27 protein-coding genes are annotated in these 20,960 nt (G+C 66.9%); 7 read left to right on the forward strand and 20 right to left on the reverse strand.

Annotated features, from left to right (window positions below; genetic code table 11):
• The first annotated feature begins 69 nt into the window (after positions 1 to 69).
• Positions 70 to 735, forward strand: a complete 666-nt coding sequence (locus tag EON91_RS02940; RefSeq protein ID WP_292091547.1) for a sulfur transferase domain-containing protein — start codon at positions 70 to 72, stop codon at positions 733 to 735.
• Positions 736 to 739: 4 nt separating this feature from the next.
• Here EON91_RS02940 and EON91_RS02945 read toward each other — a convergent pair whose 3' ends face one another.
• The 8 genes from EON91_RS02945 to EON91_RS02980 all read right to left on the reverse strand — a co-directional run bounded on the left by EON91_RS02945 (position 740) and on the right by EON91_RS02980 (position 6,461).
• Positions 740 to 949 carry a hypothetical protein gene (locus EON91_RS02945; RefSeq protein WP_292091486.1) on the reverse strand — a complete coding sequence of 70 codons (210 nt, stop codon included), beginning with the start codon at positions 947 to 949 and terminating at the stop codon, positions 740 to 742.
• Positions 946 to 1,119, reverse strand: a complete 174-nt coding sequence (locus tag EON91_RS02950; protein WP_292091487.1) for a hypothetical protein — start codon at positions 1,117 to 1,119, stop codon at positions 946 to 948. The genes EON91_RS02945 and EON91_RS02950 overlap by 4 nt, the downstream gene beginning before the upstream one ends.
• 83 nt (positions 1,120 to 1,202) lie before the next feature.
• Positions 1,203 to 1,448, reverse strand: coding sequence for a DUF4170 domain-containing protein (locus EON91_RS02955; RefSeq protein ID WP_292091489.1), 246 nt, complete (start codon positions 1,446 to 1,448; stop codon positions 1,203 to 1,205).
• Positions 1,449 to 1,485: 37 nt separating this feature from the next.
• Positions 1,486 to 2,280: a 3'(2'),5'-bisphosphate nucleotidase CysQ gene (locus EON91_RS02960; protein WP_292091490.1), complete on the reverse strand. Its 795-nt coding sequence runs from the start codon at positions 2,278 to 2,280 to the stop codon at positions 1,486 to 1,488.
• A complete protein-coding gene (locus tag EON91_RS02965; protein WP_292091492.1) occupies positions 2,277 to 3,596 on the reverse strand; it encodes a metallopeptidase TldD-related protein in 1,320 nt (439 codons plus the stop codon). The genes EON91_RS02960 and EON91_RS02965 overlap by 4 nt, the downstream gene beginning before the upstream one ends.
• A gap of 76 nt (positions 3,597 to 3,672) precedes the next feature.
• Positions 3,673 to 4,068 carry an MAPEG family protein gene (locus tag EON91_RS02970; protein WP_292091494.1) on the reverse strand — a complete coding sequence of 132 codons (396 nt, stop codon included), beginning with the start codon at positions 4,066 to 4,068 and terminating at the stop codon, positions 3,673 to 3,675.
• Positions 4,069 to 4,071: 3 nt separating this feature from the next.
• Positions 4,072 to 5,907 carry a M14 family metallopeptidase gene (locus EON91_RS02975; protein ID WP_292091495.1) on the reverse strand — a complete coding sequence of 612 codons (1,836 nt, stop codon included), beginning with the start codon at positions 5,905 to 5,907 and terminating at the stop codon, positions 4,072 to 4,074.
• 62 nt (positions 5,908 to 5,969) lie between these two features.
• Positions 5,970 to 6,461 (reverse strand): DUF1579 domain-containing protein, encoded by a 492-nt coding sequence (locus EON91_RS02980; RefSeq protein ID WP_292091496.1) that lies wholly within the window; start codon positions 6,459 to 6,461, stop codon positions 5,970 to 5,972.
• A gap of 87 nt (positions 6,462 to 6,548) precedes the next feature.
• On the opposite strand from EON91_RS02980, the gene EON91_RS02985 reads away from it, so the two are divergent.
• On the forward strand, positions 6,549 to 7,553 hold the full coding sequence (locus EON91_RS02985) for a YafY family protein (RefSeq protein ID WP_292091497.1): 1,005 nt from the start codon (positions 6,549 to 6,551) through the stop codon (positions 7,551 to 7,553).
• Here the strand turns inward: EON91_RS02985 and EON91_RS02990 are convergent.
• The 9 genes from EON91_RS02990 to folE form a co-directional block, all read right to left on the reverse strand.
• Complete coding sequence (locus EON91_RS02990) at positions 7,550 to 9,088, reverse strand: UbiD family decarboxylase (RefSeq protein ID WP_292091498.1); 1,539 nt, start codon at positions 9,086 to 9,088, stop codon at positions 7,550 to 7,552. The two genes, EON91_RS02985 and EON91_RS02990, sit on opposite strands and share 4 nt — an antisense overlap.
• 10 nt (positions 9,089 to 9,098) lie before the next feature.
• Positions 9,099 to 9,740 carry a Pr6Pr family membrane protein gene (locus tag EON91_RS02995; protein WP_292091500.1) on the reverse strand — a complete coding sequence of 214 codons (642 nt, stop codon included), beginning with the start codon at positions 9,738 to 9,740 and terminating at the stop codon, positions 9,099 to 9,101.
• A complete protein-coding gene (locus tag EON91_RS03000; RefSeq protein WP_292091502.1) occupies positions 9,740 to 9,988 on the reverse strand; it encodes a helix-turn-helix transcriptional regulator in 249 nt (82 codons plus the stop codon). The genes EON91_RS02995 and EON91_RS03000 overlap by 1 nt, the downstream gene beginning before the upstream one ends.
• 34 nt (positions 9,989 to 10,022) lie before the next feature.
• Entirely contained in the window at positions 10,023 to 10,880 is an 858-nt protein-coding gene (locus tag EON91_RS03005; RefSeq protein ID WP_292091504.1) for an aldo/keto reductase, read from the reverse strand.
• 11 nt (positions 10,881 to 10,891) lie between these two features.
• Entirely contained in the window at positions 10,892 to 11,794 is a 903-nt protein-coding gene (locus EON91_RS03010) for an alpha/beta hydrolase (RefSeq protein ID WP_292091505.1), read from the reverse strand.
• Between the two features lie 87 nt (positions 11,795 to 11,881).
• Entirely contained in the window at positions 11,882 to 12,232 is a 351-nt protein-coding gene (locus tag EON91_RS03015; protein WP_292091506.1) for an MmcQ/YjbR family DNA-binding protein, read from the reverse strand.
• Positions 12,229 to 12,684 (reverse strand): hypothetical protein, encoded by a 456-nt coding sequence (locus EON91_RS03020; RefSeq protein WP_292091507.1) that lies wholly within the window; start codon positions 12,682 to 12,684, stop codon positions 12,229 to 12,231. Before EON91_RS03020 ends, EON91_RS03015 begins: the two co-directional genes overlap by 4 nt.
• Before the next feature lie 85 nt (positions 12,685 to 12,769).
• Positions 12,770 to 13,204 carry a biopolymer transporter ExbD gene (locus EON91_RS03025; RefSeq protein ID WP_292091508.1) on the reverse strand — a complete coding sequence of 145 codons (435 nt, stop codon included), beginning with the start codon at positions 13,202 to 13,204 and terminating at the stop codon, positions 12,770 to 12,772.
• A gap of 183 nt (positions 13,205 to 13,387) precedes the next feature.
• Entirely contained in the window at positions 13,388 to 14,005 is a 618-nt protein-coding gene (gene folE, locus EON91_RS03030) for a GTP cyclohydrolase I FolE (RefSeq protein ID WP_292091509.1), read from the reverse strand.
• Between the two features lie 159 nt (positions 14,006 to 14,164).
• On the opposite strand from folE, the gene cysS reads away from it, so the two are divergent.
• The gene (gene cysS, locus EON91_RS03035; RefSeq protein ID WP_292091510.1) at positions 14,165 to 15,616 is read left to right on the forward strand and encodes a cysteine--tRNA ligase; all 1,452 of its coding nucleotides are present in this window, start codon (positions 14,165 to 14,167) and stop codon (positions 15,614 to 15,616) included.
• A 159-nt stretch (positions 15,617 to 15,775) separates the two neighbouring features.
• On the opposite strand, the gene EON91_RS03040 is transcribed toward cysS, so the two are convergent.
• Positions 15,776 to 16,957 (reverse strand): lytic murein transglycosylase, encoded by a 1,182-nt coding sequence (locus tag EON91_RS03040; protein ID WP_292091511.1) that lies wholly within the window; start codon positions 16,955 to 16,957, stop codon positions 15,776 to 15,778.
• Between the two features lie 358 nt (positions 16,958 to 17,315).
• Here EON91_RS03040 and ykgO point away from each other — a divergent pair, with 358 nt between their 5' ends.
• The 4 genes from ykgO to EON91_RS03060 all read left to right on the forward strand — a co-directional run bounded on the left by ykgO (position 17,316) and on the right by EON91_RS03060 (position 18,906).
• Positions 17,316 to 17,441 (forward strand): type B 50S ribosomal protein L36, encoded by a 126-nt coding sequence (ykgO, locus tag EON91_RS03045; RefSeq protein WP_055832286.1) that lies wholly within the window; start codon positions 17,316 to 17,318, stop codon positions 17,439 to 17,441.
• 250 nt (positions 17,442 to 17,691) lie between these two features.
• Positions 17,692 to 17,967 carry a DUF2312 domain-containing protein gene (locus EON91_RS03050; RefSeq protein WP_292091512.1) on the forward strand — a complete coding sequence of 92 codons (276 nt, stop codon included), beginning with the start codon at positions 17,692 to 17,694 and terminating at the stop codon, positions 17,965 to 17,967.
• Between the two features lie 179 nt (positions 17,968 to 18,146).
• Positions 18,147 to 18,401 (forward strand): hypothetical protein, encoded by a 255-nt coding sequence (locus tag EON91_RS03055; protein WP_292091549.1) that lies wholly within the window; start codon positions 18,147 to 18,149, stop codon positions 18,399 to 18,401.
• Positions 18,402 to 18,441: 40 nt separating this feature from the next.
• A complete protein-coding gene (locus tag EON91_RS03060) occupies positions 18,442 to 18,906 on the forward strand; it encodes a hypothetical protein (RefSeq protein ID WP_292091514.1) in 465 nt (154 codons plus the stop codon).
• A 201-nt stretch (positions 18,907 to 19,107) separates the two neighbouring features.
• On the opposite strand, the gene EON91_RS03065 is transcribed toward EON91_RS03060, so the two are convergent.
• On the reverse strand, positions 19,108 to 19,308 hold the full coding sequence (locus EON91_RS03065; RefSeq protein WP_292091516.1) for a hypothetical protein: 201 nt from the start codon (positions 19,306 to 19,308) through the stop codon (positions 19,108 to 19,110).
• A 50-nt stretch (positions 19,309 to 19,358) separates the two neighbouring features.
• Complete coding sequence (locus EON91_RS03070) at positions 19,359 to 20,828, reverse strand: sigma-54 dependent transcriptional regulator (protein ID WP_292091551.1); 1,470 nt, start codon at positions 20,826 to 20,828, stop codon at positions 19,359 to 19,361.
• Between the last annotated feature and the right edge of the window lie 132 nt (positions 20,829 to 20,960).

Genomic DNA, 20,960 nt, shown 5'->3' on the forward strand with positions numbered 1-20,960 from the left:
GCTGCAAGTCAAGCCGGGCGTGGCGCCCGGACGGTGACGGCGGGGGAAATCATCGCTATCTCCCGGTTCATGGCGCGGTTCGATCTGACGACGCCCGGGGGCCGGTTCAAGGCGTACTGGGACTATTTCTGGGGCGATCACGCCTTCCTGCGCACGGCCTTCACCAACGCGCACTGGCTGGGACCGGATCTGGTGCGGACCAACCAGCCGTCGCCGCGGCAACTGGCGTGGTGGAAAAGGCGTGGAATCCGGACGGTGATCAACCTGCGCGGCGCGCGGGACGAGAGCTATTATGCGCTGGAGGCCGACGCCTGCGCGCGATTGGGTTTGACGCTGATCGATGCGCCGCTGGATTCGCGCGATCCTCCTGAGCCTGCAAGGGTGCGGCGGGCGCGCGACCTGTTCCGCACGGTCCAGTATCCGGCGCTGATCCACTGCAAGTCGGGCGCGGACCGGGCGGGGATGATGGCCGTCTTCTATCGCCATTTTCATCTGGGCGAGCCGATCTCGGTCGCGATGGCAGAACTGGGCAAGCGGACGCTGCACAGCCGCGAAGGCCTGACCGGGGTGCTGGACTATACGCTGGAGAAATACGTCGCCGAGGTCGAACCGACCGGCGTCGGCTTCCTGGAGTGGGTCGAGAGCGACGCCTATGACCCCAAGGCCATCAAGGCCGAATTCAAGGCGTCGTGGTGGGGTAGCCTGCTGACGGACCGGCTGCTGAAGCGCGAATAGCGACTCAGCCCCAGGGACCCTTCCCGGGGCGGGTTGCATCGTCGGCTGCGATCTCGGCGTCGCGCCGGGCCTTACGGTCCGCCTCCCACCGGCGGAACCAGCGAATGTGCGCCCGCTCGTTGCGCAGTGCGCCCAGCCACAGCACCAGCGTCGCCAGCAAGCCTGCCAGAGCCGCGATCTGGACGCCGTCGAAAGTCTGGCCGAAAAGGATCATCGTGGTGGACGTTTCTCGTGCGGCGGGGCGGGATGGACAGGGTCGTTCCAGGCCGTGTCCTGATCGCTGTCTATACGCGTGGCGTCGCCGCGTGTCTTGCGGTGGGTCACCCAGGCGATCACGGCGACAGCCACCACCACCAGGGCCAGGGCGATCAGAGTCGGGGTCATCGCGTCTCTCTCCTGCATCAAACGGTACAGAAGAAAGCGTGCGAGCGGCCCCGCTGTTCCTGAACGCCCGGCGGAAGCGGCGATCAGGCGTCCTGGCGCGGGTCGATCAGCTTGTGCGCGTGCAGGATGAAATAGCGCATGTGAGCGTTGTCGACAGTGGCCTGGGCGCGGGATTTCCACGCGGCCTTGGCCTCTTCGTAGCTGCCGTAGGCGCCGACGAATTCGATCTTGGACAGGTCGCGGAAGTCGCTGGTGGTCAGGTGACGCAGCTCGCCGCCGATGACGAGGTGAAGCAGTTGCTTGGGATGGACGTCGTTTTGCGCGGTCATGTCGGGTCCGTAAGGCGGTTTGGGGAGGCCCCCTCCCTTATGAGGCCAGCGGGATAGGCGCACAGCGCCGGACAATCAACGGGTGAAGCCCCGGCGCGGCGCAGATCAGGCTGCTTTGTCGCGGATCGGCCTTGTTGAACCGCCAGGCGCCGCCCTGGTGGTCGGTGACGATCGCTCCGGCCTCGGCCGCGATCAGGGCGCCGGCCGCCACGTCCCAGTCCCAGCGCGGCGTCAGGGCGATGGCTGCGTCAAAGGCGCCGGCCGCCACCAGCGCCATGCGATAGGCGATGGCGTTGCGTTTCTCGAATCGCATGGGGGGCCAGGGCTCAGCCCATTCACGCGCCTCCATCAGTCGCACGTCGGCCAGAACAGCGGCGTCGTCCAGTGTTTCTGCATCCGAGGCGGTGATGACCGCGCCGTTCAGGAAGGCGCCCCCACCCAGCTTCGCCTCATAGGTCTCGTTCAGCATGGGCGCGTGGATGACGGCGGCGACGGGCCGGCCATCCTCGATCACGGCGATTGGCACGCACCACCACGGCTTGCGCTTCATATAGGCGACGGTGCCGTCGATCGGATCGACCACGAAGATGCGCCGTCTGGTCAGACGGTCGGGCGTGTCGACGTCCTCTTCCGACAGCCAGCCATAGTCGGGCCGCGCCTCCAGCAGCATCGCCTTCAACAGGTCATTGACCGCATAGTCGGCGCTGGTCACCGGCGAACCGCCGGGCTTGGCCTGAATGTTCAGGCCTGCCTCGCGCTCGGACAGGGCCAGGTCACCCGCCGCCGATGCCGCGCGTCGGAGCAGGTCCAGATCGTCTGAAAGGTCGGTCATTTCCCGGCGATGGCCACGGCGTCGAACATCAGCGAGGGCACGTTGAAGGCGCCCCGGAACTCCAGGTCCGAACCGCGCTGCAGCCGGGCGTAGAGATCGATCAGCTTGCCCGCGACCGTCACTTCGCTGACCGGATAGGCGATCTGGCCGTTCTCGAACCAGAAACCTGAGACACCCGCCGACCAGTCGCCGGTGTTGGGGTTCAACGACGGGCCGAACATCGAGGTGACCAGCAGGCCCGCGCCCGCATCAGCCATCAGGCCGTTCAGATCGCGCTCGCCGGGCTCCAGATACAGATTGTGGCTGGACACGCCGGGCGGTCCGGCCAGCCCGCGTGAGGCGTGGCCGGTAGTCTGCATCCCCAGCTGGGCGGCGGCGGCGCTGTTCAGCAGCCAGGTCTGGAGCACGCCGTCGGAAACGATCTCGCGCCGTTCGACCGCCACACCCTCGTCATCAAAGGGGGTCGAGCCTAGGCCGCGCAGCCGGAACGGGTCGTCGACCAGGGTCGCGCCGGGCGCCAGCACCGCCTGGCCCAGCCGGTCCTTCAGGAAGGAGACGCCGCGCGCCACGGCGGGGCCGGCGATGGCGCCGATCAGGGGCGACAGCACCTGGGTCGCCAGACGGTTCTCGAAGATGACGGGGGCGGTGGTCGAGGCGATCTTGCGCGGGCCCAGCCGGGCGACGGCGCGGCGACCGGCCAGTTCGCCGATGCCGGGCGCGCCCGGCAGGTCGGACAGGTGGCGGGTGGCGCGGCTTTCGCTGCCGCGTTCCATGGCGCCGTCCTTTTCGGCGATGACGCCGACGCCCAGCGAGAAGACGCTGCCGCGATAGTCACCGTCGAATCCGTGTGAGGTCACCAGCCGCCAGTCGCTGGTGGAAAAGCCCGCATGGCCCCCTTCGGATCGGACGACGCCGGGGGTGGCCAGGGCGACGGCCTCGGCCTCGGCGGCGGCGGCTTCAAGCTCGGCGGCGTTACGCTCGGCCGGATCGAACAGGTCCAGGTCGCGCAGGGCGCCGCGCGCCAGCCGGTCCTGCGGCGCCAGACCGGCATAGGGGTCTTCCGGGGCCAGTTTCGCCATGGCCACGACCCGCTCGACCAGGCGGGCGCGGGTGGCGTCGGACAGGTCGGAGGCCGAGACGCTGGCCTGACGCCGCCCGATGAAGACGCGCAGGCCCAGGTCGCGCGATTCCTCGCTCTCGACATCCTCCAGCTCGCCGTTGCGGACCCCGACCGACAGGGAGCGGCGGCGGGCGACCACGGCCTCGGCGGCGTCGGCGCCGGCCTTTAGCGCGGCAGCGACCAGATCATGAAGCATGGGGGAGGAGGAGGGCGTCGGATCGGACATGCCCCGATATGGCCGACCCCCCGCCCGGCCGCAACCGAAGACGGCCTCAGATCACTGCATAGGCGATCAGGGCGACGCCGCAGACCAACAGCACGATCCAGGTCAGCATCATGCCCAGTACGCGGCCCAGCGACGGCCCTTTCTGGAACAGAAGGCCCAGGGCGTGGATGATACGCCCGGCCAGCATGGCGGCGCCCAGGCCGTGGATCAGGGTCGGCGGTGCGCCGACGGCGGCCAGCAACACCAGGGCGACCAGGGCCGCAGGGATATATTCGCTGGCGTTGCCGAAGGCACGGGTGGCGGTGGTCATCTCGGCATGGCCGCCATCGCCGAAGGCCACCAGATGCTTGCGCCGTCGCCGGACCACCAGACCCGACAGGATCAGCAGCCACAGGATCAGAAGGCCGGCCCACAGGGCGGCGGCATGAAGAGCGACGGCCATGGATTACTTCTCCCGTGCGACCGGATACAGGCGATAGCGCTGATCGTAAAAGGGCGTGCGCTCATAGAACCAGGCCAGACGGGCGTCGCCGTCGGCGGCGAAGGCCGGATCGGCCGCCAGTTTCGCCTCGAACTCGGCCTTCAGCGCCGGATCGGCGGCCAGCATCTGTTCGGCCAGCGGGGCGATGGCGTAGGCCTCGATATATTCGACGCGGTTCAGCACCTCGGGGAACATGCCCCAGGCGAAGAAGCTTTCCGACGACTGCGGCTCCAGCAGCAGGATCGCCACATCGCCCATCGGCTGATCGGTCGGCACGCGGACCGAACCGGTCGGGAAGGTCCAGTCGCGGGTCTCGGTTCGCACCTCGGTCACGCTGATCGGCACATGGCCCTCGTTGGTGCGACCGGACACCTTGGGATCGACCAGGCGCAGCATTTCGACATTGACGGTGCGCGGGGCCTCGACTGTTTCCATCTGGACGCCATGCAGGCGCAGCCGTTCGATCAGATCGGCGCGGTACGACGGCACCCAATAGGCAGCCGGGCGCGTCAGCGTCAGGGTCGGCTTGGAACCATAGAAGGGCACCTGCCACAGCTCGGGATCGGGGCGGCCCAGCCAGCGCAGTTCGGACCGGCCCGAGGCGGCGCTGTCATAGGTTTCGAACAGGATGCCCTTGAAGGCGCGGGTGCGGACCGGGGTCTCGTCGGCAACGAAATTGGCCGGCAGTTCCGCCGGACGCAGCGCGCGGTCCGTGGCGATGGCGGCACGCAGATCGGCCGACTTCTCGCCCAGCAGCTTCAGCGCCGATTCCAGAAAGACATAAGTGCCCAGAACGCGTTGCTCGTGGGGCTTGAGACTATGGTTCTCGATCAGGATGGTCGGCACGTGGGCCGCCGAGCCCCACCCGTTGGAGAACCGCTCGCCCAGGCCGCCGTCGCTCATCCCCTTTTTCGGGTCACGATCGTCGATGGCGAAGACCAGTTCGCCGGGGATGTGTCCCTGACCCTCCAGCGCCGCATAGACGGCTGGCTTGAAGGCGTCGTCCAGCCAGCGGGCGATGGCCGGAGACCGGCTCCAGACGCCGTCCTCGCCGTTGTAGCCGAAGGTGACGTCGTATTGATAATCGATGCCGTCGGTGACGTGGATATCGACGTAGAGGTCGGGCTGGTATTTGTGGATCAGGCCCCTGACCGCCTGCATCTCGGCCTGATCCAGCTTCATGAAGTCGCGGTTCAGGTTCTGGTTCGTCGCCGTATGGCGCCAGCCCTGGATGCGCGGCCCGCGCTGGTTGGGCCGGGAATAGGCGCCCGACCGTTCGTGTCCGTCGACGCTCAGGATCGGGATCAGGATCAGGTTGGCGCGGTCCAGCAGGTCCGACTTTCCATACAGGGCGATGTCGCGCAGCAGCATCATGCCCGCGTCCTTGCCGTCGATCTCGCCCGGGTGGATACCGGCCTGAGCCAGCAACACGGGCTTTTTCGGATCGAAGGTCGCGCCGTCTTTCGAGGCGATGACGGCGTAGATCGGGCGGCCTTCGGGCGAGGTTCCGAACTGCTCGATGCGGATCAGGTCCGAGGCCTGATCCAGTCGGTCGAACCAAGCGCGGGTGTCGGCGTAATTCGGGCTGAAGTCATGCGCCGGATCCCGCTCGAAATCCGTCGCCCAACGGTCGCCGGCGTCGCGCAGCAGGGCGCGGCTAGCCCCGTTCCATTCCGGCGCGGGCGGCAGGAAAGGCTGATCCCACGGGGCGACGTTGGCCAGGGACGGGGGCTGAGTCTGGGACATGGCGGGACTCGCAAGCACGACGGACAGGACGACCGGCAAAAGAAGGCGGCGCATTCGGGCGCTCCGGTGAACAGAACCCCGACCTTAGCCGCATTCGGGCGAGGCGCCAGCCGCGATCAGGCTCGGCTGAAGTCCATGATCCAGTTGATCTCCCAAGTCGCGCCGCCGTCGTAGGAGAAGGACTGGGTCCAGCGCGGGTGGGCGGTGCGGCAGCGGCTCCATTCATAGCGGGCGACGATGGGGCGGCCGGCGTCCACGTCGGGCCCCTCGAACCGGCCGACGCCGTCATGGAAACGTCCACTCACAGGCGGTTGCAGGCGGCCGTCGGCGTCGTTGATCCAGTAGATCGACCATTCGCCGCTCGCCAGATCCAGGGTGCGCAGGGCCATGCCCATCCAGCCGCGCGCGACGCAGACCTGTTCCTCGACATTGGCGACGCCGCCCAGCTGGGGCCGGCAATGGGAGGTGCTGTCGAAGGCGTCCCAGTCGTCGCAGCCGACGCCGCGCGCCTTGAGCCGGCGGTGTGCCACCGTCCAACGGCCGAATTGGAAGTCGAAATCGGCGATCTGGGCCGGGTCGTCCGCGGCGATCAGGGGCTGGGCGGTCATGCGGTCCTCCTCCTCGGAATGTCGATGAGGAGGTTAGGTCGCATAAGATGACATCGGATGTCAGGATTTATCGGCTAAGGTCGAAAAATGCGCGCCAGTCGATTGCTTTCCATCCTGCTGATGCTCCAGACCCGGGGGCGGTTGACGGCCGAGACGCTGGCGGCCGAGTTCGAGGTGTCGGTGCGCACCATCTATCGCGACATCGACCAGCTGTCGGCGGCCGGGGCGCCGGTCTATGCCGACCGGGGACGCAGCGGCGGGTTCCAGCTGCTGGACGGCTATCGCACCCGGCTGACGGGCCTGACCGACGCGGAGGCCGAGACGCTGTTCCTGGGCGGGCTGGCCGGACCGGCGGCTCAGATGGGCTTTTCCGAAGCGGTCGGGGCGATGCAGCTGAAGCTGCTGGCCGCCCTGCCGCCCGAACGGCAGGCGGCGGCCGAGCGGATCGCAGGGCGGTTCCATCTGGATCCCATCGGCTGGTTCCAGACGGCGGAGGAGGCGCACCGTCTGCCCGCCATCGCCCAGGCGGTCTGGACCTGTCGCCGTATCAAGGTGCTCTATGAAAGCTGGAACGGACGACGCGAGCGGATGCTGGAGCCGCTGGGCCTGATCCTGAAGGCCGGGCGCTGGTATCTGGCGGCGATGACGGCAGGCGGTGAGGTAGGCGTTGCGCCGCGCACCTATCGTATCTCGAATGCGCTCGAACTGACGGTTTCAGAAGAGGTTTTTGAGAGGCCGGACAGCTTCGATCTGCCAGCCTGGTGGGCTGAGACGTCGCAGCGGTTTGAGCGCGAGCGGTTCACCCAGCATGCGCGATTGCGACTGAACGCGCGCGGGTTGAAGTATCTGGCCATGTTCGGCGCCGAATACGCCCGGCTGGCGGGCGCGGCGACGCCCGGCGCGGACGGTTGGGTCGAGGTCGATGCGCCGTTCGAGACCGTCGCCTGGGCCGCATCGGAGTTCATGCGCCTGGGCGACGACGCCGAGGTGCTGGCGCCGCCGGAGCTGAGGGAGGCGGTGGTGGAGGCGTGTCGGCGGACGCTGGCGGTTTACCAGCCGATCTCCCTTCCCCTCGAGGGGGAGGGCTTTTAGGTTTCGGACTTCCAGATCGGCGAACCGTCGCCGGGCAGGCCCAGGCGGTCCCAGATGTCGGAGACGCGGTCGATGACGGCCTGATCCATGCGGATCTCCTCGCCCCATTCGCGCTTGGTTTCCGGCTCCCACTTGTCGGTGGCGTCCAGGCCGATCTTGGAGCCCAGGCCGCTTTCGGGGCTGGCGAAGTCCAAATAGTCGATCGGGGTGTTCTCGATCACGGTGATGTCGCGGGCCGGGTCCATCTTGGTCGAGATGGCCCACATGACGTCCTTCCAATCGCGGGCGTCGATGTCGTGGTCCACCACGATGATCCACTTGGTGTACATGAACTGGCGCAGATAGCTCCAGCAGCCCATCATCACCCGCTTGGCGTGGCCGGGATAGGCCTTCTTCATCGACACCACGGCGATGCGATAGCTGCAACCCTCGGGCGGCAGCCAGAAGTCCACGATCTCGGGAAACTGCTGGCGCAGCAGGGGGATGAAGACCTCGTTCAGCGCCTCGCCCAGCACGCTCGGCTCGTCCGGTGGACGGCCTGTGAAGGTGGTCAGATAGATGGGGTCGCGGCGCATGGTGATGGCGCTGACCTGGAACACCGGGAAGGTCTCGACCGAGTTGTAGTAGCCGGTGTGGTCGCCGTAGGGGCCCTCTGGCGCGTGCTCGTCCAGCAGGACGTGGCCTTCCAGCACGATTTCGGCTTGGGCCGGCACCATCAAGGGCACGGTCTTGCAGGGAACCAGTTCGGCCTTGGCGCCCCGCATCAGGCCCGCGAACTGATATTCCGACAGGGTGTCCGGCACGGGCGTCACGGCCGCCAGGATGGTGCCTGGGTCGGCGCCCAGAACGACGGCGCAGGGCAGGGGCTCGCGCTTTCCGGCCTTCTTGTGCCGGGCATAGTGCTGGGCCCCGCCGCGATGGGCCAGCCAGCGCATGATCGCCTTGTCCTTGCCCAGGACCTGCATCCGATAGATGCCCAGGTTGAAGTCGTCCTCGCGGTCGTCGCTCGGCCCCTTGGTCACGACCAGACCCCAGGTGATCAGAGGCGCGGGCTCGCCCGGCCAGCAACCCTGGATGGGCAGGCTGGTCAGGTCGATCTGCTCGCCCTTGAGCACCACCTCCTGAACCGGGGCCTTCTTCACCGTCTTGGGCCGCATGGACATGACGGTCTGGGCCAGCGGCAGCATCTCCATGGCGTCACTGAGCCCGCGCGGCGGCGTTGGATTGCGCAGGAAGGCCAGCAGTTCGCCGACCTCGCGCAGCTCGCCCGCCGTTGTTCGCGTCCTGCCCTCCAGCGTGACGCCCATGGCGACCCGCTTCACCGTGCCGAACAAATTGGCCAGACAGGGAATGGGGCTGATCGATCCGTCCGGCATCACCGGTTTTTCAAACAGCACCGCCGGGCCGCCGTTGCGCAGCAGGCGGGTCTGGATCTCGGTCATCTCCAGCGTGGTCGAAACGGGTTCGGATACCCGCACCAGCTCGCCGTCGGCTTCGAGGGTCTCGATGAAATCGCGCAGGGACTTGTAGGCCATGCGCTGAGGCTTAGGCGGACACGGGCCGTCTGTCACGCCGTGCGAACGTGCGGTCGATCGCCACGACGATCAGCCCCACGATCAGGAAGAAGGCGAGCATCGCCGCCGCCCAAAACCCGGCCTTGGCCAGCCCCAGCGCCGGCACGTTCATGAACCAGTATGGCCACCAGCCCGAGGCGTAGCCGTGGATCAGCGTCCACAGGGTGTAGAGCGCCGGAAACGACAGCCATTTCACCGGATCGATCCAGCGCAGCCGCCCCTTTGGCGTGAACAGCAACCAGTCCAGCACGAAGGCGATGGGCATCACGTAGTGCAGCAGGATGTTGGCGATCAGCGCCCACCCTTGCGGGTCCCAGACGTCGGCCAGCAGGAAATGATAGGTCAGGCCGACCACGGCGATATACATGGCCACGGCCGCCCGCACCCCCTCGCTGCGACTCCATCGCCCCATCCGGCTGTCAGGCGACAGGGCCGGCCCCGTCAGGGCAAGGGCGACCAGAATATTGGTCAGGACCGTGAAATAGCTGACGAAGTTCAGCGTCAGCTCGCCCGCGCCCCGATCCGGATTGCCGGTCAGGGTCAGGCCGTATTGCAACGCCAGCGCCAGCCAGCCCACCAGGGCGAAGACGGCGCGATAGACACGCGTCCCCATTAATAGGCCCGTGTGTCGGACACCAGCGCCCAGACCGGCAGGTGCAGGGCGCGGGTGGCGGCGTCCAGCTGGGCCATGTCCAGATGCTCGCGTCCCGCCTCAACCCGGCGCATGGCCTCGGGCGTCAGGTGCAGGGCGGCGGCCAGATCGGCAGGGGCGACGCCGCGCAGGTCGCGCCATCGGCGGATGCGGGCGCCGATTGCGGCGTCCATCGGGTCAATGCCCGGAAAGCCCAGAACCGAGCCCATGGTCTCGCTCCCTGCCTGCGCTGTTGATCGCGCGTCAGGGCGTATCCTGATCCCATTGGAAGGCATCGTCCAGCCAGTCGCCCAGACGCCCGTCCGGACGAGCCAGGGCGGTGATGCGCGCCATCTCGTCCGGGGTGAGCTGGAAGTCGAAGATGCCGAAATTCTCGCGCGCGCGGCTTTCCTTCGTCGTGCGCGGGATGGCGATGACGCCCTGTTGAATGATCCAGCGCAGGGTGACCTGGCCCGGTGTCTTGCCGTGGGCGGCGGCGATGGCGCCGATCACGGCGTCGTCGGCGATCTGACCCTGGGCCAGCGGCGACCAGGCGGTGATGGACGAACCCAGCTCGGCCGCCGTGGCGATCAGGGTCTTCTGCGACAGATAGGGGTGATATTCGATCTGGTTGGTGATCAGCGGCGCCGCCGACAGGGCAGCCGCCTGACGGAAGACCGTCGACGGGAAGTTGGACACGCCGATGTTGCGAGTGAAGCCGCGGGCGCGGGCGTCGTTCAGCGCCTCTATCGTCTCCTGCAACGACGGTTCCGGCTTGGGCCAGTGCAGCAACAGCAGGTCGGGGATCAGGCCCAGGGCGGCGGCGCTGTCGCGGGCCTGATTCTGCAGGTCGCCGTCGCGGAAATGCTCGACCCAGATCTTGGTGGTGACGAAGACGTCGTCGCGGGCGACGACACCCTCGGCGATGGCGTCGGCGATCCCCTGACCGACCGCCTCCTCGTTCTTGTAGATCCAGGCGGTGTCGATGTGGCGATAACCGATGCGCAGGGCCTCGGCGACCATGCGGCGGGCGTCGGCGGGCTCCAACTGCCAGGTCCCGAAGCCGAGCAGGGGGATGTCCACGCCCGAGGCGGTCGCGGTCGGCTGGTCGGCATAGGGCATGGGGAGGCTCCTCAAGACGTCGGGGAGGCCCGCATATAAGCGGCGTCTGAGACTTCGCCATCGGCCAGCCAGTCGAACATCTCGTCCCACAGGGTCTCCATGCCCCGCCGGAAGGCGCCCTCGTGGCCGATGCGCTTGACGCCGTGGTCGGAGGGGCGACGCACCACCATGCTGCGCGGGGCCGAGGCGTAGAGGTTCAGGATTTTCGGACCGGATGTCGGGGTGGCGATGGGATCGTCGGTGAAAATCCATGACCGGATCGGGGCGGCGACCTGATCGAAGGCTTGCGGTTGCAGCCGGTCCTTCAGTTCATCGACGAAATAGGCGGGTTTCAGGCACCAGCGGCGCCACGTCTCATAGACGCCGCGGGGCAGGTCCGTGCCCTGCCAGAACAGGCCCTTGCTGATATGGCCGTGGCGGGCCAGGTGCAGTGGGCCGAGCCCGAACCAGAAGAACAGCTCCAGCGGATTGTAGGATCGGTGATGCCCGCCCCACCAGCCGCTGCCGACCGAGACGAAGGCATGGCGGGCGATCCGGTCGTGGTTCGGCATAAAGCCCGCGAAATGGCCGCCGACGCTGTGGCCGACATGGGTGACGGGCAGGCCGCGCGCCTCGACGGTCAGGGCGTCCAGCGCGGCCGGCATGTCCAACCGGCCCCAATCCACATAATCCATCTGCATGGCGGCCAGATCCTCGGGGCGCGAGTCGGCGATGCCCCGGAAATCATAGGTCAGCACCATGGCCCCGCGCGCGGCCAGATGTCGGGCGAAACGGTCGTAGAAACCCTTGGGAAAGCCCGTGCCTGAACTGACCAGGACCGCCACCGTCGGGTTCGGAGGGGTCAGCAGGCGTGCGGAAAGCGAATAGCCGTCTGCGGTCGTCACGGTCAGGTCGCGGGCGGCGATGTCGATCATGAGTGATAGGTCCGTCCTGTTTCAGGACGCACTAGCGCGATACGTGCGCCCGGGGTCAAGACTCCTCGTCGAGCCTTCGTCGATGGATCAACCGCTTTGGTTCGCCTGCCACTCGCGCGCCAGCCGCTTGGGGGCGATCTTTATCCAGCGCCGGCGCAGCATGGCCTCCAGCCACTGCGGATCGACCGAGATCAGGCGCGCCAGAACGATGGGGTGGTCGCGATAGTGGGCGGTGAAATGAAAGGTCGCGGGATCCATTTCGATCAGCAATTCACGCTCATCCAGGCTGTCCAGATGCACCACGACGCTGTCGTCCAGCCGGGGGCGAAGCCAGGTGAAGAACTTCCCCGCGACCTTGAATGACGGCTCGCCGTGGGTCACCCCACCTTCCGTCTCGGGAAAGGACAGGATCAGGGCGCGAACCTCGTCGTGGGTCATGCAATCTGCTCCTGCGTTTGTTTTTGTGTTGTGGCCACGACACTGCGTTGCATCCGAAAAACTCCAGACCAAACGCCGTAAATGATCCAGCGGCCAGCAATGGCGTTTCCATCGGCAGACACAGCGCCCATGTAGTCGATGGTGTGGATCTGGCCGCCGCCATGGGGCGTCTTGGTGAAAACAAGCTCGCCGTCGAAATACTGGCCGTCCAGTGTGGCCGAAATCGGCGGCGCATCAGCGCCGGAGAACATGTCGCGCTCTTGGGTCACGCCAGTGATGATCCCGCTGACCTCGGTAAGCTCCGCCATGAAGGGCGTGGCGGGCATTGTATCGTCAGGGTTGAGCTCGGGATCGACCGGATAAAAATAGACGCCCGTCCAGCGGCCGGTCAGGGACGGTGACTGCTCAGCGCCCATTGATGAGAGCCTTTTTTCCATTTCTGCCGGGGCCATCAGGCCATGCCGACGGGCGTCAGGCAAAGAAAAAGGCCGCGTCCCGGAGGATGCGGCCCTGATCTGTCGTACCGAAGCGATGGCTTCAGGTGATGTCTTCGTTCAGCAGGCCGACCTTGTAGAAGCCCTTTTCCTGCAGGGTGTTCATGACTTCCATGAACTGGTTGTAGCGGACCTCGGCCTGGGCGCGGACGAACACGCGCTCTTCCTGGCAGGCGCCGCCGCCCAGGGCCGCGCAGACGTCGGCGGGCAGGGTGGCGATCGAGGTCTTCTTCTCGGCGATGTACAGGTCGCCGCCTTCCTGGATGGTGATGTAGACCGGCTCTTCCTGCTCGTCGTTCACCGACGGGGTGGGAGGCGGCAGGTCCAGCTTGATCGAGACGGTGGCCATGGGCGCGGCGACCATGAAGATGATCATCAGAACCAGCAGGATGTCGATGAACGGCGTGATGTTGATATCCGCCGTTTGTTCGATGGTCTTGCCGCCCTGACCCTCAGGAGAGGAAAGTTTCGAAGCCATACGCCGTCGTCTCCAATACGGCCCGCGAGACAAGCGGCGAGCCCTCTAAAGGTATGTTCCGTCTCTTGGCGTCCCGCGAACGGCTTGTAAAGCGGTCTCGCCGATCCGGTGTGTCGAATTCGAGCAATATCCTTGCAGGATGACGATCCTGTGGCGCCCGAAAGGGCGAGGATCAGCCCGAAATCAACCCTTCGCCAGCTTCAGGAAGCGATCCATCAGCGACGGGTCGGTCTTGAAGGCGCCGGTGAAGCGGGTGGTGATGGTCGAGACATGGCGGTGATGCACGCCGCGGGTCGTCATGCACTGGTGTTCGGCGTCGATCAGGATGGCCACGCCCGCCGGCTGCAGATGCGATTCGATGGCGTTGGCGATTTCCTGGGTCAGGGTCTCCTGCGTCTGCAGGCGCTTGGAGAAGATCTCGACCACCCGCGCCAGCTTGGAGATGCCGACCACCTTGGCCGTCGGCAGATAGGCGACATAGGCCTTGCCCAGGAAGGGCGCCATGTGATGCTCGCAGTGACTCTCCACCTCGATGTCACGCAGGATGACCATGTCGTCATAGCCCTCGACCTCCTCGAAGGTGCGGGACAACTCCTTGGCCACATCGGCGTCATAACCCTGGAACCAGTCGCCATAGGCGTCGACCACGCGGCGCGGCGTATCGATCAGACCCTCGCGGTCCGGATTGTCGCCGGTCCAGGCGATCAGGGTGCGGACGGCCTGCATCGCCTCTTCGCGCGAGGGCTTTTGCGGCTGATCATTATCGCCGACCAGGACGGGTTTGACGGGCGTGACGCTCATGCTCGACTGTAGCGGCTCAGTAGCGCCGGGACGATGGTCCCGGATTGACGCGCGCCGCTCTCCTTATTCTGCATCGCCCCGCTGTTCGCGGACGCGACTGGACGGCTATATGGGCGCCGACCTCGGTCCTGCAAGAAAACTGAAGGCTTCCGCCGCAATATGACGCTGACGATCCACGACACCCTTCACCGCGAGAAGCGCGTTTTCGAACCGCGCGACCCGAACCGGGTGACGCTCTATGTCTGCGGCCCGACGGTCTATGACTACGCCCACATCGGCAATGCGCGGCCGCCGGTGGTGTTCGACGTGCTGGTGCGCCTGCTGCGCCGGACCTATGGGGCGGACAAGGTCATCTACGCCCGCAACGTCACCGACGTGGACGACAAGATCAACCAGAAGGCCGCGAAGGAAGGCGTGCCGATCGGCGAGGTCACGGCGCGGTACGAGGCCGCCTATCTGGCCGATATGGGGCTGCTGAACGTCTCGCCGCCCGACATGGCGCCCCACGTCACCGACCACATCCCCGCCATCGTCGCCCAGATCCAGGCCATCGTCGACGCCGGCTCCGCCTATGCGGCCGAGGGGCATGTGCTGTTCGACGTGTCCTCCTATCCGTCCTACGGCGCGCTGTCGGGGCGGAACCTGGACGACATGATCGCCGGCGCCCGTGTCGAGGTCGCCCCCTACAAGAAGAACCCGCACGACTTCGTCCTGTGGAAGCCGTCCAAGGCGGACGAGCCGTCGTGGCCGTCGCCGTGGGGCGAAGGGCGGCCGGGCTGGCACATCGAGTGCTCGGCCATGATCGAGCAGAACCTGGGCCTGCCTATCGACATCCACGGCGGCGGGATCGATCTGGTCTTCCCGCACCACGAGAACGAGATCGCCCAGGGCGTCTGCGCCCACGGTCACGCGCATGGGGACAAGGCGCACGACGAGTACGCCCGCTACTGGATGCACAACGGCTTCCTGACTGTGGACGCGGAAAAAATGTCCAAGTCGATCGGCAACGTCCTGCTGCTGCACGATCTGGTGAAGGCCATGCCTGGCGAGGTGGTCCGCTGGGCGCTGCTGAGTGCGCATTATCGACAGCCGCTAGACTGGAATCAGGGGCTGCTGGACCAGTCGCGCAAGAACCTGGACCGCCTGTACGGCGCCCTGCGCGACGCCGACACGCGTCTGGGTGACTTCGACGTCTGCACTCTGGATGAGGCTGAGATGGAACTGGCCGAGCAGGCGTTGGACCCGGTGCTCGACGCGCTGGAGGACGACCTCAATACGCCGGGAGCCATTGCCCAGCTGTTCGCCCTGTGCGCCGGGTTACGCGATCTGCTGAACGACCCCGAGGCCGACATCAACGATGTGGCCATGGCCCGCTGGGCGCTGATGGAAGGGGCCGATCTGCTGGGTGTTCTGGCTATGACGCCGGACCAATGGTTCACCGGCGGCGACAGCGATCTGAAGGTCGAGGTCGAGGCCCTGCTGGAGCAACGCGCCGCCGCCCGCGCGGCCAAGGACTGGCCCGAGGCTGACCGCATCCGCGACCGCCTGAACGCCCTGAACATCGTCGTCATGGACGGCGCGCAGGGCGCGACCTGGCGGGTGAAGGGCTAGCGAAATTCTCCCTCCCACGAAGGGGGAGGGTGGCTGAGGCCGTCAGGCCGAAGACGGGTGGGGGCGGCGAGGCGAACAGCCGCCGCGCCCAGCATCGCCTTGCACTCCCCACCCGGTCGCTACGCGACCACCCTCCCCGTCCCGGGGAGGGAGAGGGGCCTACCCCGCCTTGCGGATCAGCTCGTCCGCCAGTTCAGCCGTCAGGTAGCCGTCGGGCGTGCGATTGTTGGCCTGTTGCCAGCGGCGCAGGGCGGCGCGGGTATTGGTTCCGATCACGCCGTCGGCGCCCTGGGTGTCATAGCCCATGGCCGTCAGGGCCTGCTGGGCCCCGATACGCTGGGCGCGGGTGATCGGCCCGTCGGCGGGCCAGGTTCCGACCAGGCCCGGCTTGCCCTGCGCCCCATCGGCGGTCATGCCGATGGCCAGCGCATAACTGACCGAGTTATTGTAGCGCCGGATCACATAGTGGTTGGGCAGGGCCAGGAAGGCCGGCCCCTTGGCCCCCTGCGGCAGCAGGATGGCCGCGCCCTCGGCGGCCTCACCCTCGTGCGGGGCGCCGCCGTGGGCCAGGCGCACGCCGCGCGCGGCCCAGAAGCTCCATGGATGCTTGGGCCCCTCGGCTTCGGAGTAGTCGAAGTTCGCGGGCAGGATGACTTCATACCCCCAGCCTTGGCCGCGTTTCCATCCGGCCTGGGCCAGCAGGTTGGCGGCCGAGGCCAGGGCGTCCGCGTCCGAGCCCCAGATATCGACCTTGCCGTCGCCGTTCTGATCGACGCCCAGCTTCAGATAGTTGTCGGGCATGAACTGGGTCTGGCCCATGGCCCCGGCCCAGCTGCCCTTCAGGCCCGCGCGGTCCCGGCGGCCATCGACGACGATATCGAGTGCGTTCTTCAGCTGGCCTTCGGCCCAGTCGCGACGGCGGCCGTCATAGGCCAGGGTCGCCAGCGAGCGGATCACGTCATAGTCGCCCTGGACCTGGCCGAAGCTGGACTCCTGGGCCCAGATGGCGACCAGGATCTCGGCCGGTACGCCATAGCGTTGGGGGACGTCGGTCGGCACGCTGGCCACCCGGCGGCGAGCCTGGGCGGTGCGGGCGGCGCTGACGGCGTTGGCGATATAGGCGCCGGCGGGGCGCGAGAATTCGGGCTGATTGCCGTCCAGACGGACGACGGACGGGTCAGGCGTCAGGCCGGCCAGCTGACGCTCATATTCGGCGCGCCGGGCGCCGCCGTGGCGATTCAGGAAGCCCTGTTTCCAGCCTTCAAAGCCCGGTTGGTCGGGCAGCATGGGCGCACAGGCGGCGACGCAGCCGATCAGGACAAGACGGTAATCGAAACGCATGATGACAGGCTAAGGCCCCCTGAGCCGGCTTCGCAATCAAAAGCGCGCGAAGTGAGATGGCGTTGCGACGAACCGGGCTAAAGTCGCGTTAACCCTGCCTGATCGTTGAACGCTAACCCGGGTGGGACTATAGGCCGCAGGTCTCTATCGCGGCCTGGTGGCGGAGGGGCGACGCGTCGGGCGTGCATGCCCGAAGACCCTCCGTTCGACTCGGAGGCCAGGCCTCCAGAGGTTTCCGCCGCTTCGCCGTTGACGAGTCGCGGACGGCTCTCTATAGGCACCGCTCCGCCGCAGGTCCGCCCGCGGCTTTTCTGTTTCCGTTCGCCCGTCAGGGCCGCCGCATCTCAGGACGACGACCATGAAGGTCCGCAGCTCGCTCAAGTCGCTCAAGACCCGCCACCGCGATTGCAAAGTCGTGCGCCGCAAGGGCGTGGTCTATGTCATCAACAAGACCGACCCGCGCTTCAAGGCCAAGCAGGGCTGATCGGCTGCGCGCCTGACCGGCGCGCGCCATCGATATCCTTGTGCGATATCCACAGGGCCGCGGACGTTGTCCGTGGCCTTTTTCGCGTCCGCCGTTGAGCGCCCGCATCGGACATGGTTAGCAGCATCCTGAGTAGCCCTACCGGCCTTTGGCCTGCTTGAGGGCGTATCCCAAGTCGCCCCAAAGGCCGTTGCCTGGCTGAGGGCTTGTTTTTCGCCCCGCGTCAGCGGGGTCATCCGGAGTATCCCCCGTGGCCGACGACGCCTCCTTCGACGCCAATCCCGACGTCCTGACCGCCTCGGCCCAGGGCCGTCTGCGCACCATCATCGAGCGCCTGGAGCGCCTCGAAGAGGACAAGCAGGCCGTCATGGTCGACATGAAGGAGGTCTTCGCCGAGGCCAAGGGCGAGGGCTATGACGTCAAGGTGCTGCGCAAGGTCATCCGCCTGCGCAAGCAGGACAAGGCCAAGCGCCAGGAAGAGGAAGCCATCCTGGACCTGTATCTGTCGGCCCTCGGCGAGATCTGAGGCCTGCGGGCTTGAAGCGCACGCCCTTCACGTCTTCGGGCAAGGGCCTGCGCTCAGGCAGCCCGAAGGGCGGCAGCGCACCCAAGAGTCGCTCAGGCGGTGCGACGGGCGGCGGCGTCTCCAAGAAACCCACACCAAGCCCGTGGGAACAGCAACGCGAGGCGGCGAAGCGCGCCGCGCTGAACGCCCTGAAACGCGCCCGCCGCTCGGCAGAGAAGGCGGGCGTTTCGCTGTCCGAATGGGAGGGCGAGTTTCTGGAGTCGGTGTCCGACCGGGTGAAAACCCACGGCCGCGCCTTCGCCGACCCCGAAAAGGGCGCCCCGGGACAAGCCCTGTCCGCCATGCAGGGCCGCAAGCTGAAAGAAATCACCGCCAAGGCCAAGGGCGAAGAGCCAAAGCGGCGCTGGGGGCGTAAGGCGAAGCCGGAGGAGTAGGCGTTGACAGTTTCGCGCGGAGACCGAGAAATCTCAGGCCATGAAATACCTCGTCATCGCGATCGTCGTAATGCTGTCAGGTTGTTCGTCGCAGCAGCACCGCTACGTCGTAGAGACCCGGGGCGCCGCAAGTCCCGTCGTGTCAGCCGAAGTCTTGGTTTGCCGTCAGCCGACATGGGCGCTGAAGCATTCAGGAACCCGCTTCACCGGGGCGAAGAGCGCCAACTGCGAAGGATCCGGCTACATTCGTCTGCACCATCAGGATGGAACGACGACCGACTGCCAGGTCGGGTATGTCACGTTAGTCGATCAAACGCTCGCCTTCGATCTGGCTGGTCGATCTTGCGAGGCTGAGGCCCAAACTCTTTCGCGCGAAGATGGACGAGCAGCACGACGACGTTCGATCCGACCTTGCGCCTCTCAGCCCAACGCGCCCTACTGGGAGCCATCAGCACAGATGTTCGCCAGATCAGCATCCGGCGCGACGGCGCGACGATCACGATGACGGCGGTGTCCGCAAATCCACTCGGCGTGGATGCGACGGAGGCGCTGTCGGTCGCCTGCGCAGAGATCAACGCCGACTTTCCTGACTGCGTGGTTGAGGAGAAATTCGTCGTCGTCAGCGACGCGATACCGTTCCGGTCGCATCATTCCGCAGAGTGTCTGGTCTTTCGGCGACTGGACGATTGCGCAGATGGGCCTGCGCCTACCGACTCATCCACGGCTTCGACTGACCCGACTTGATGCGCGCGGCCTGTTCGCGTTGGAAGCGGCCGCCGCGCGGGGGTTTGGGGCGGGCGTCGATGGCGGCCTGTTTCAGGCGCAGGGCGCGTTGGACGGGCGTCTCGTCCTGGGGGGCGGGCGAGGCGGCGCCGAGGGGCGGCTGGTCGTCGTCAGGCGTGGTCATGGCCGCACCCTAGCACGTCGGCGCCGGGCACGGGTCGTTATCGGCGGGGGTCAGCCCGCCTCTTTCAGCGCGCCTTCCAGGCCCTGTTCGCGGACCTTGCGGTACAGGGTTGAGCGGCCGATGCCCAGGCGGCGGGCGATTTCGGACATGTGGCCGGCATAGACCTCGATCGCGTGCTGGATCAGGTCGCGTTCGATCTCTTCCAGCGTGCGAAGGTGGCCACGGTCGTCCAGCACCCGGATCGGCAGGTCCGGGACGGGCGGCAGCTCGTGCAGGGCAGGGGGCGTGATGCTCACGACCGTCTCTTCCGTGTCGGCGGCCGGAACCGGCGCGCTCAGCGGCGCGGCGAGGCCCGATATGGCCGGGAAGTCGTGCGGCTGCAGGAAGGGCGCGTCGGCCAGGACGATGGCGCGATAGACCGCGTTCTCCAGCTGTCGAACGTTGCCGGGCCAGTCGAAACCGGTCAGCAGGGCGGTGGTCTCCGGCGTGCAGCCGGCGATCCGCTTGCCTTCCTCGACGTTGAAGCGGGCGATGAAATGATCGACCAGGGCGGGGATGTCCTCGCGCCGGTCGCGCAGAGCCGGCGCCTCGATCGGGAAGACGTTCAGGCGATAGAACAGATCCTCGCGGAAGGCGCCGTCCTTGACCTGCTGGGCCGGGTCGCGATTGGTGGCCGAGACGATGCGGACGTCGATCTTGACCGGGCGTTTGGCGCCGACGGGATCGATCTCGGATTCCTGAAGGGCGCGCAGCAGCTTGACCTGCATGTCCAGCGGTAGTTCGCCGATCTCGTCCAGGAACAGGGTGCCGCCGTCCGCCTCGCGGAACTTGCCCAGGGTCTTTTCGACCGCGCCGGTGAAGGCGCCCTTCTCGTGGCCGAACAGGATGGATTCCACCAGATTGACCGGCAGGGCGCCGCAGTTGACGGCGACGAACGGTTTGCCCGCCCGGTCGCTGGCGCCGTGAAGGGCGCGGGCGATGACTTCCTTGCCGACGCCGCTTTCGCCGGTGATCAGCACGGGGATCGAGGATTTGGCCGCGCGACCGCCCAGCGAGCGGATGATCCGCATCGGCGGGCTTTGCCCCACCAGGTCGTCGAAGGTGAAGCGGCCGGTGGCGCGTTTCTTCAGGCGGCCGACTTCGGCGGTCAGCGCCTCCATCCGCAGGGCGTTGCGCACGCCGATCAGCAGGCGTTCGGCCCCGACCGGCTTGACGAAGAAGTCCTGGGCCCCGGCCTGCATGGCCTTGACCACGGTCTCGATACCGCCGTTGGCCGTCAGGACGATGACCGGGGCGTCGACGCCCGCGGTGCGCATTTCGGCCAAGGCCTCCATGCCGGTCATGCCGGGCATGACCAGGTCCAGCAGGACCACGTCAGCGCCCCCGCCCTTGGTCATGCGGTCGATGGCTTCACCGCCGTTTTCGGCATGGACCACGGCATAGCCCTCGCGGTCCAGAACCGCCTGGATCAGTCGCCGCTGCGTCGGATCGTCGTCGACGACCAGAACCGTCTTGGCCATGAAGCCACCCTTCATCATCACCGTGTCCGGCCGTCCTCGTTTCAACCGGGACTGGCTCGTTTCGGGACGGTTTAGCCCCGGTTGGGTGAAGATCGGGTTGTCCGTCAGGGTGAGCGTGGGGTTAACGGGGGC

Source organism: Brevundimonas sp. (assembly GCF_004210735.1).
Lineage (GTDB): Bacteria > Pseudomonadota > Alphaproteobacteria > Caulobacterales > Caulobacteraceae > Brevundimonas.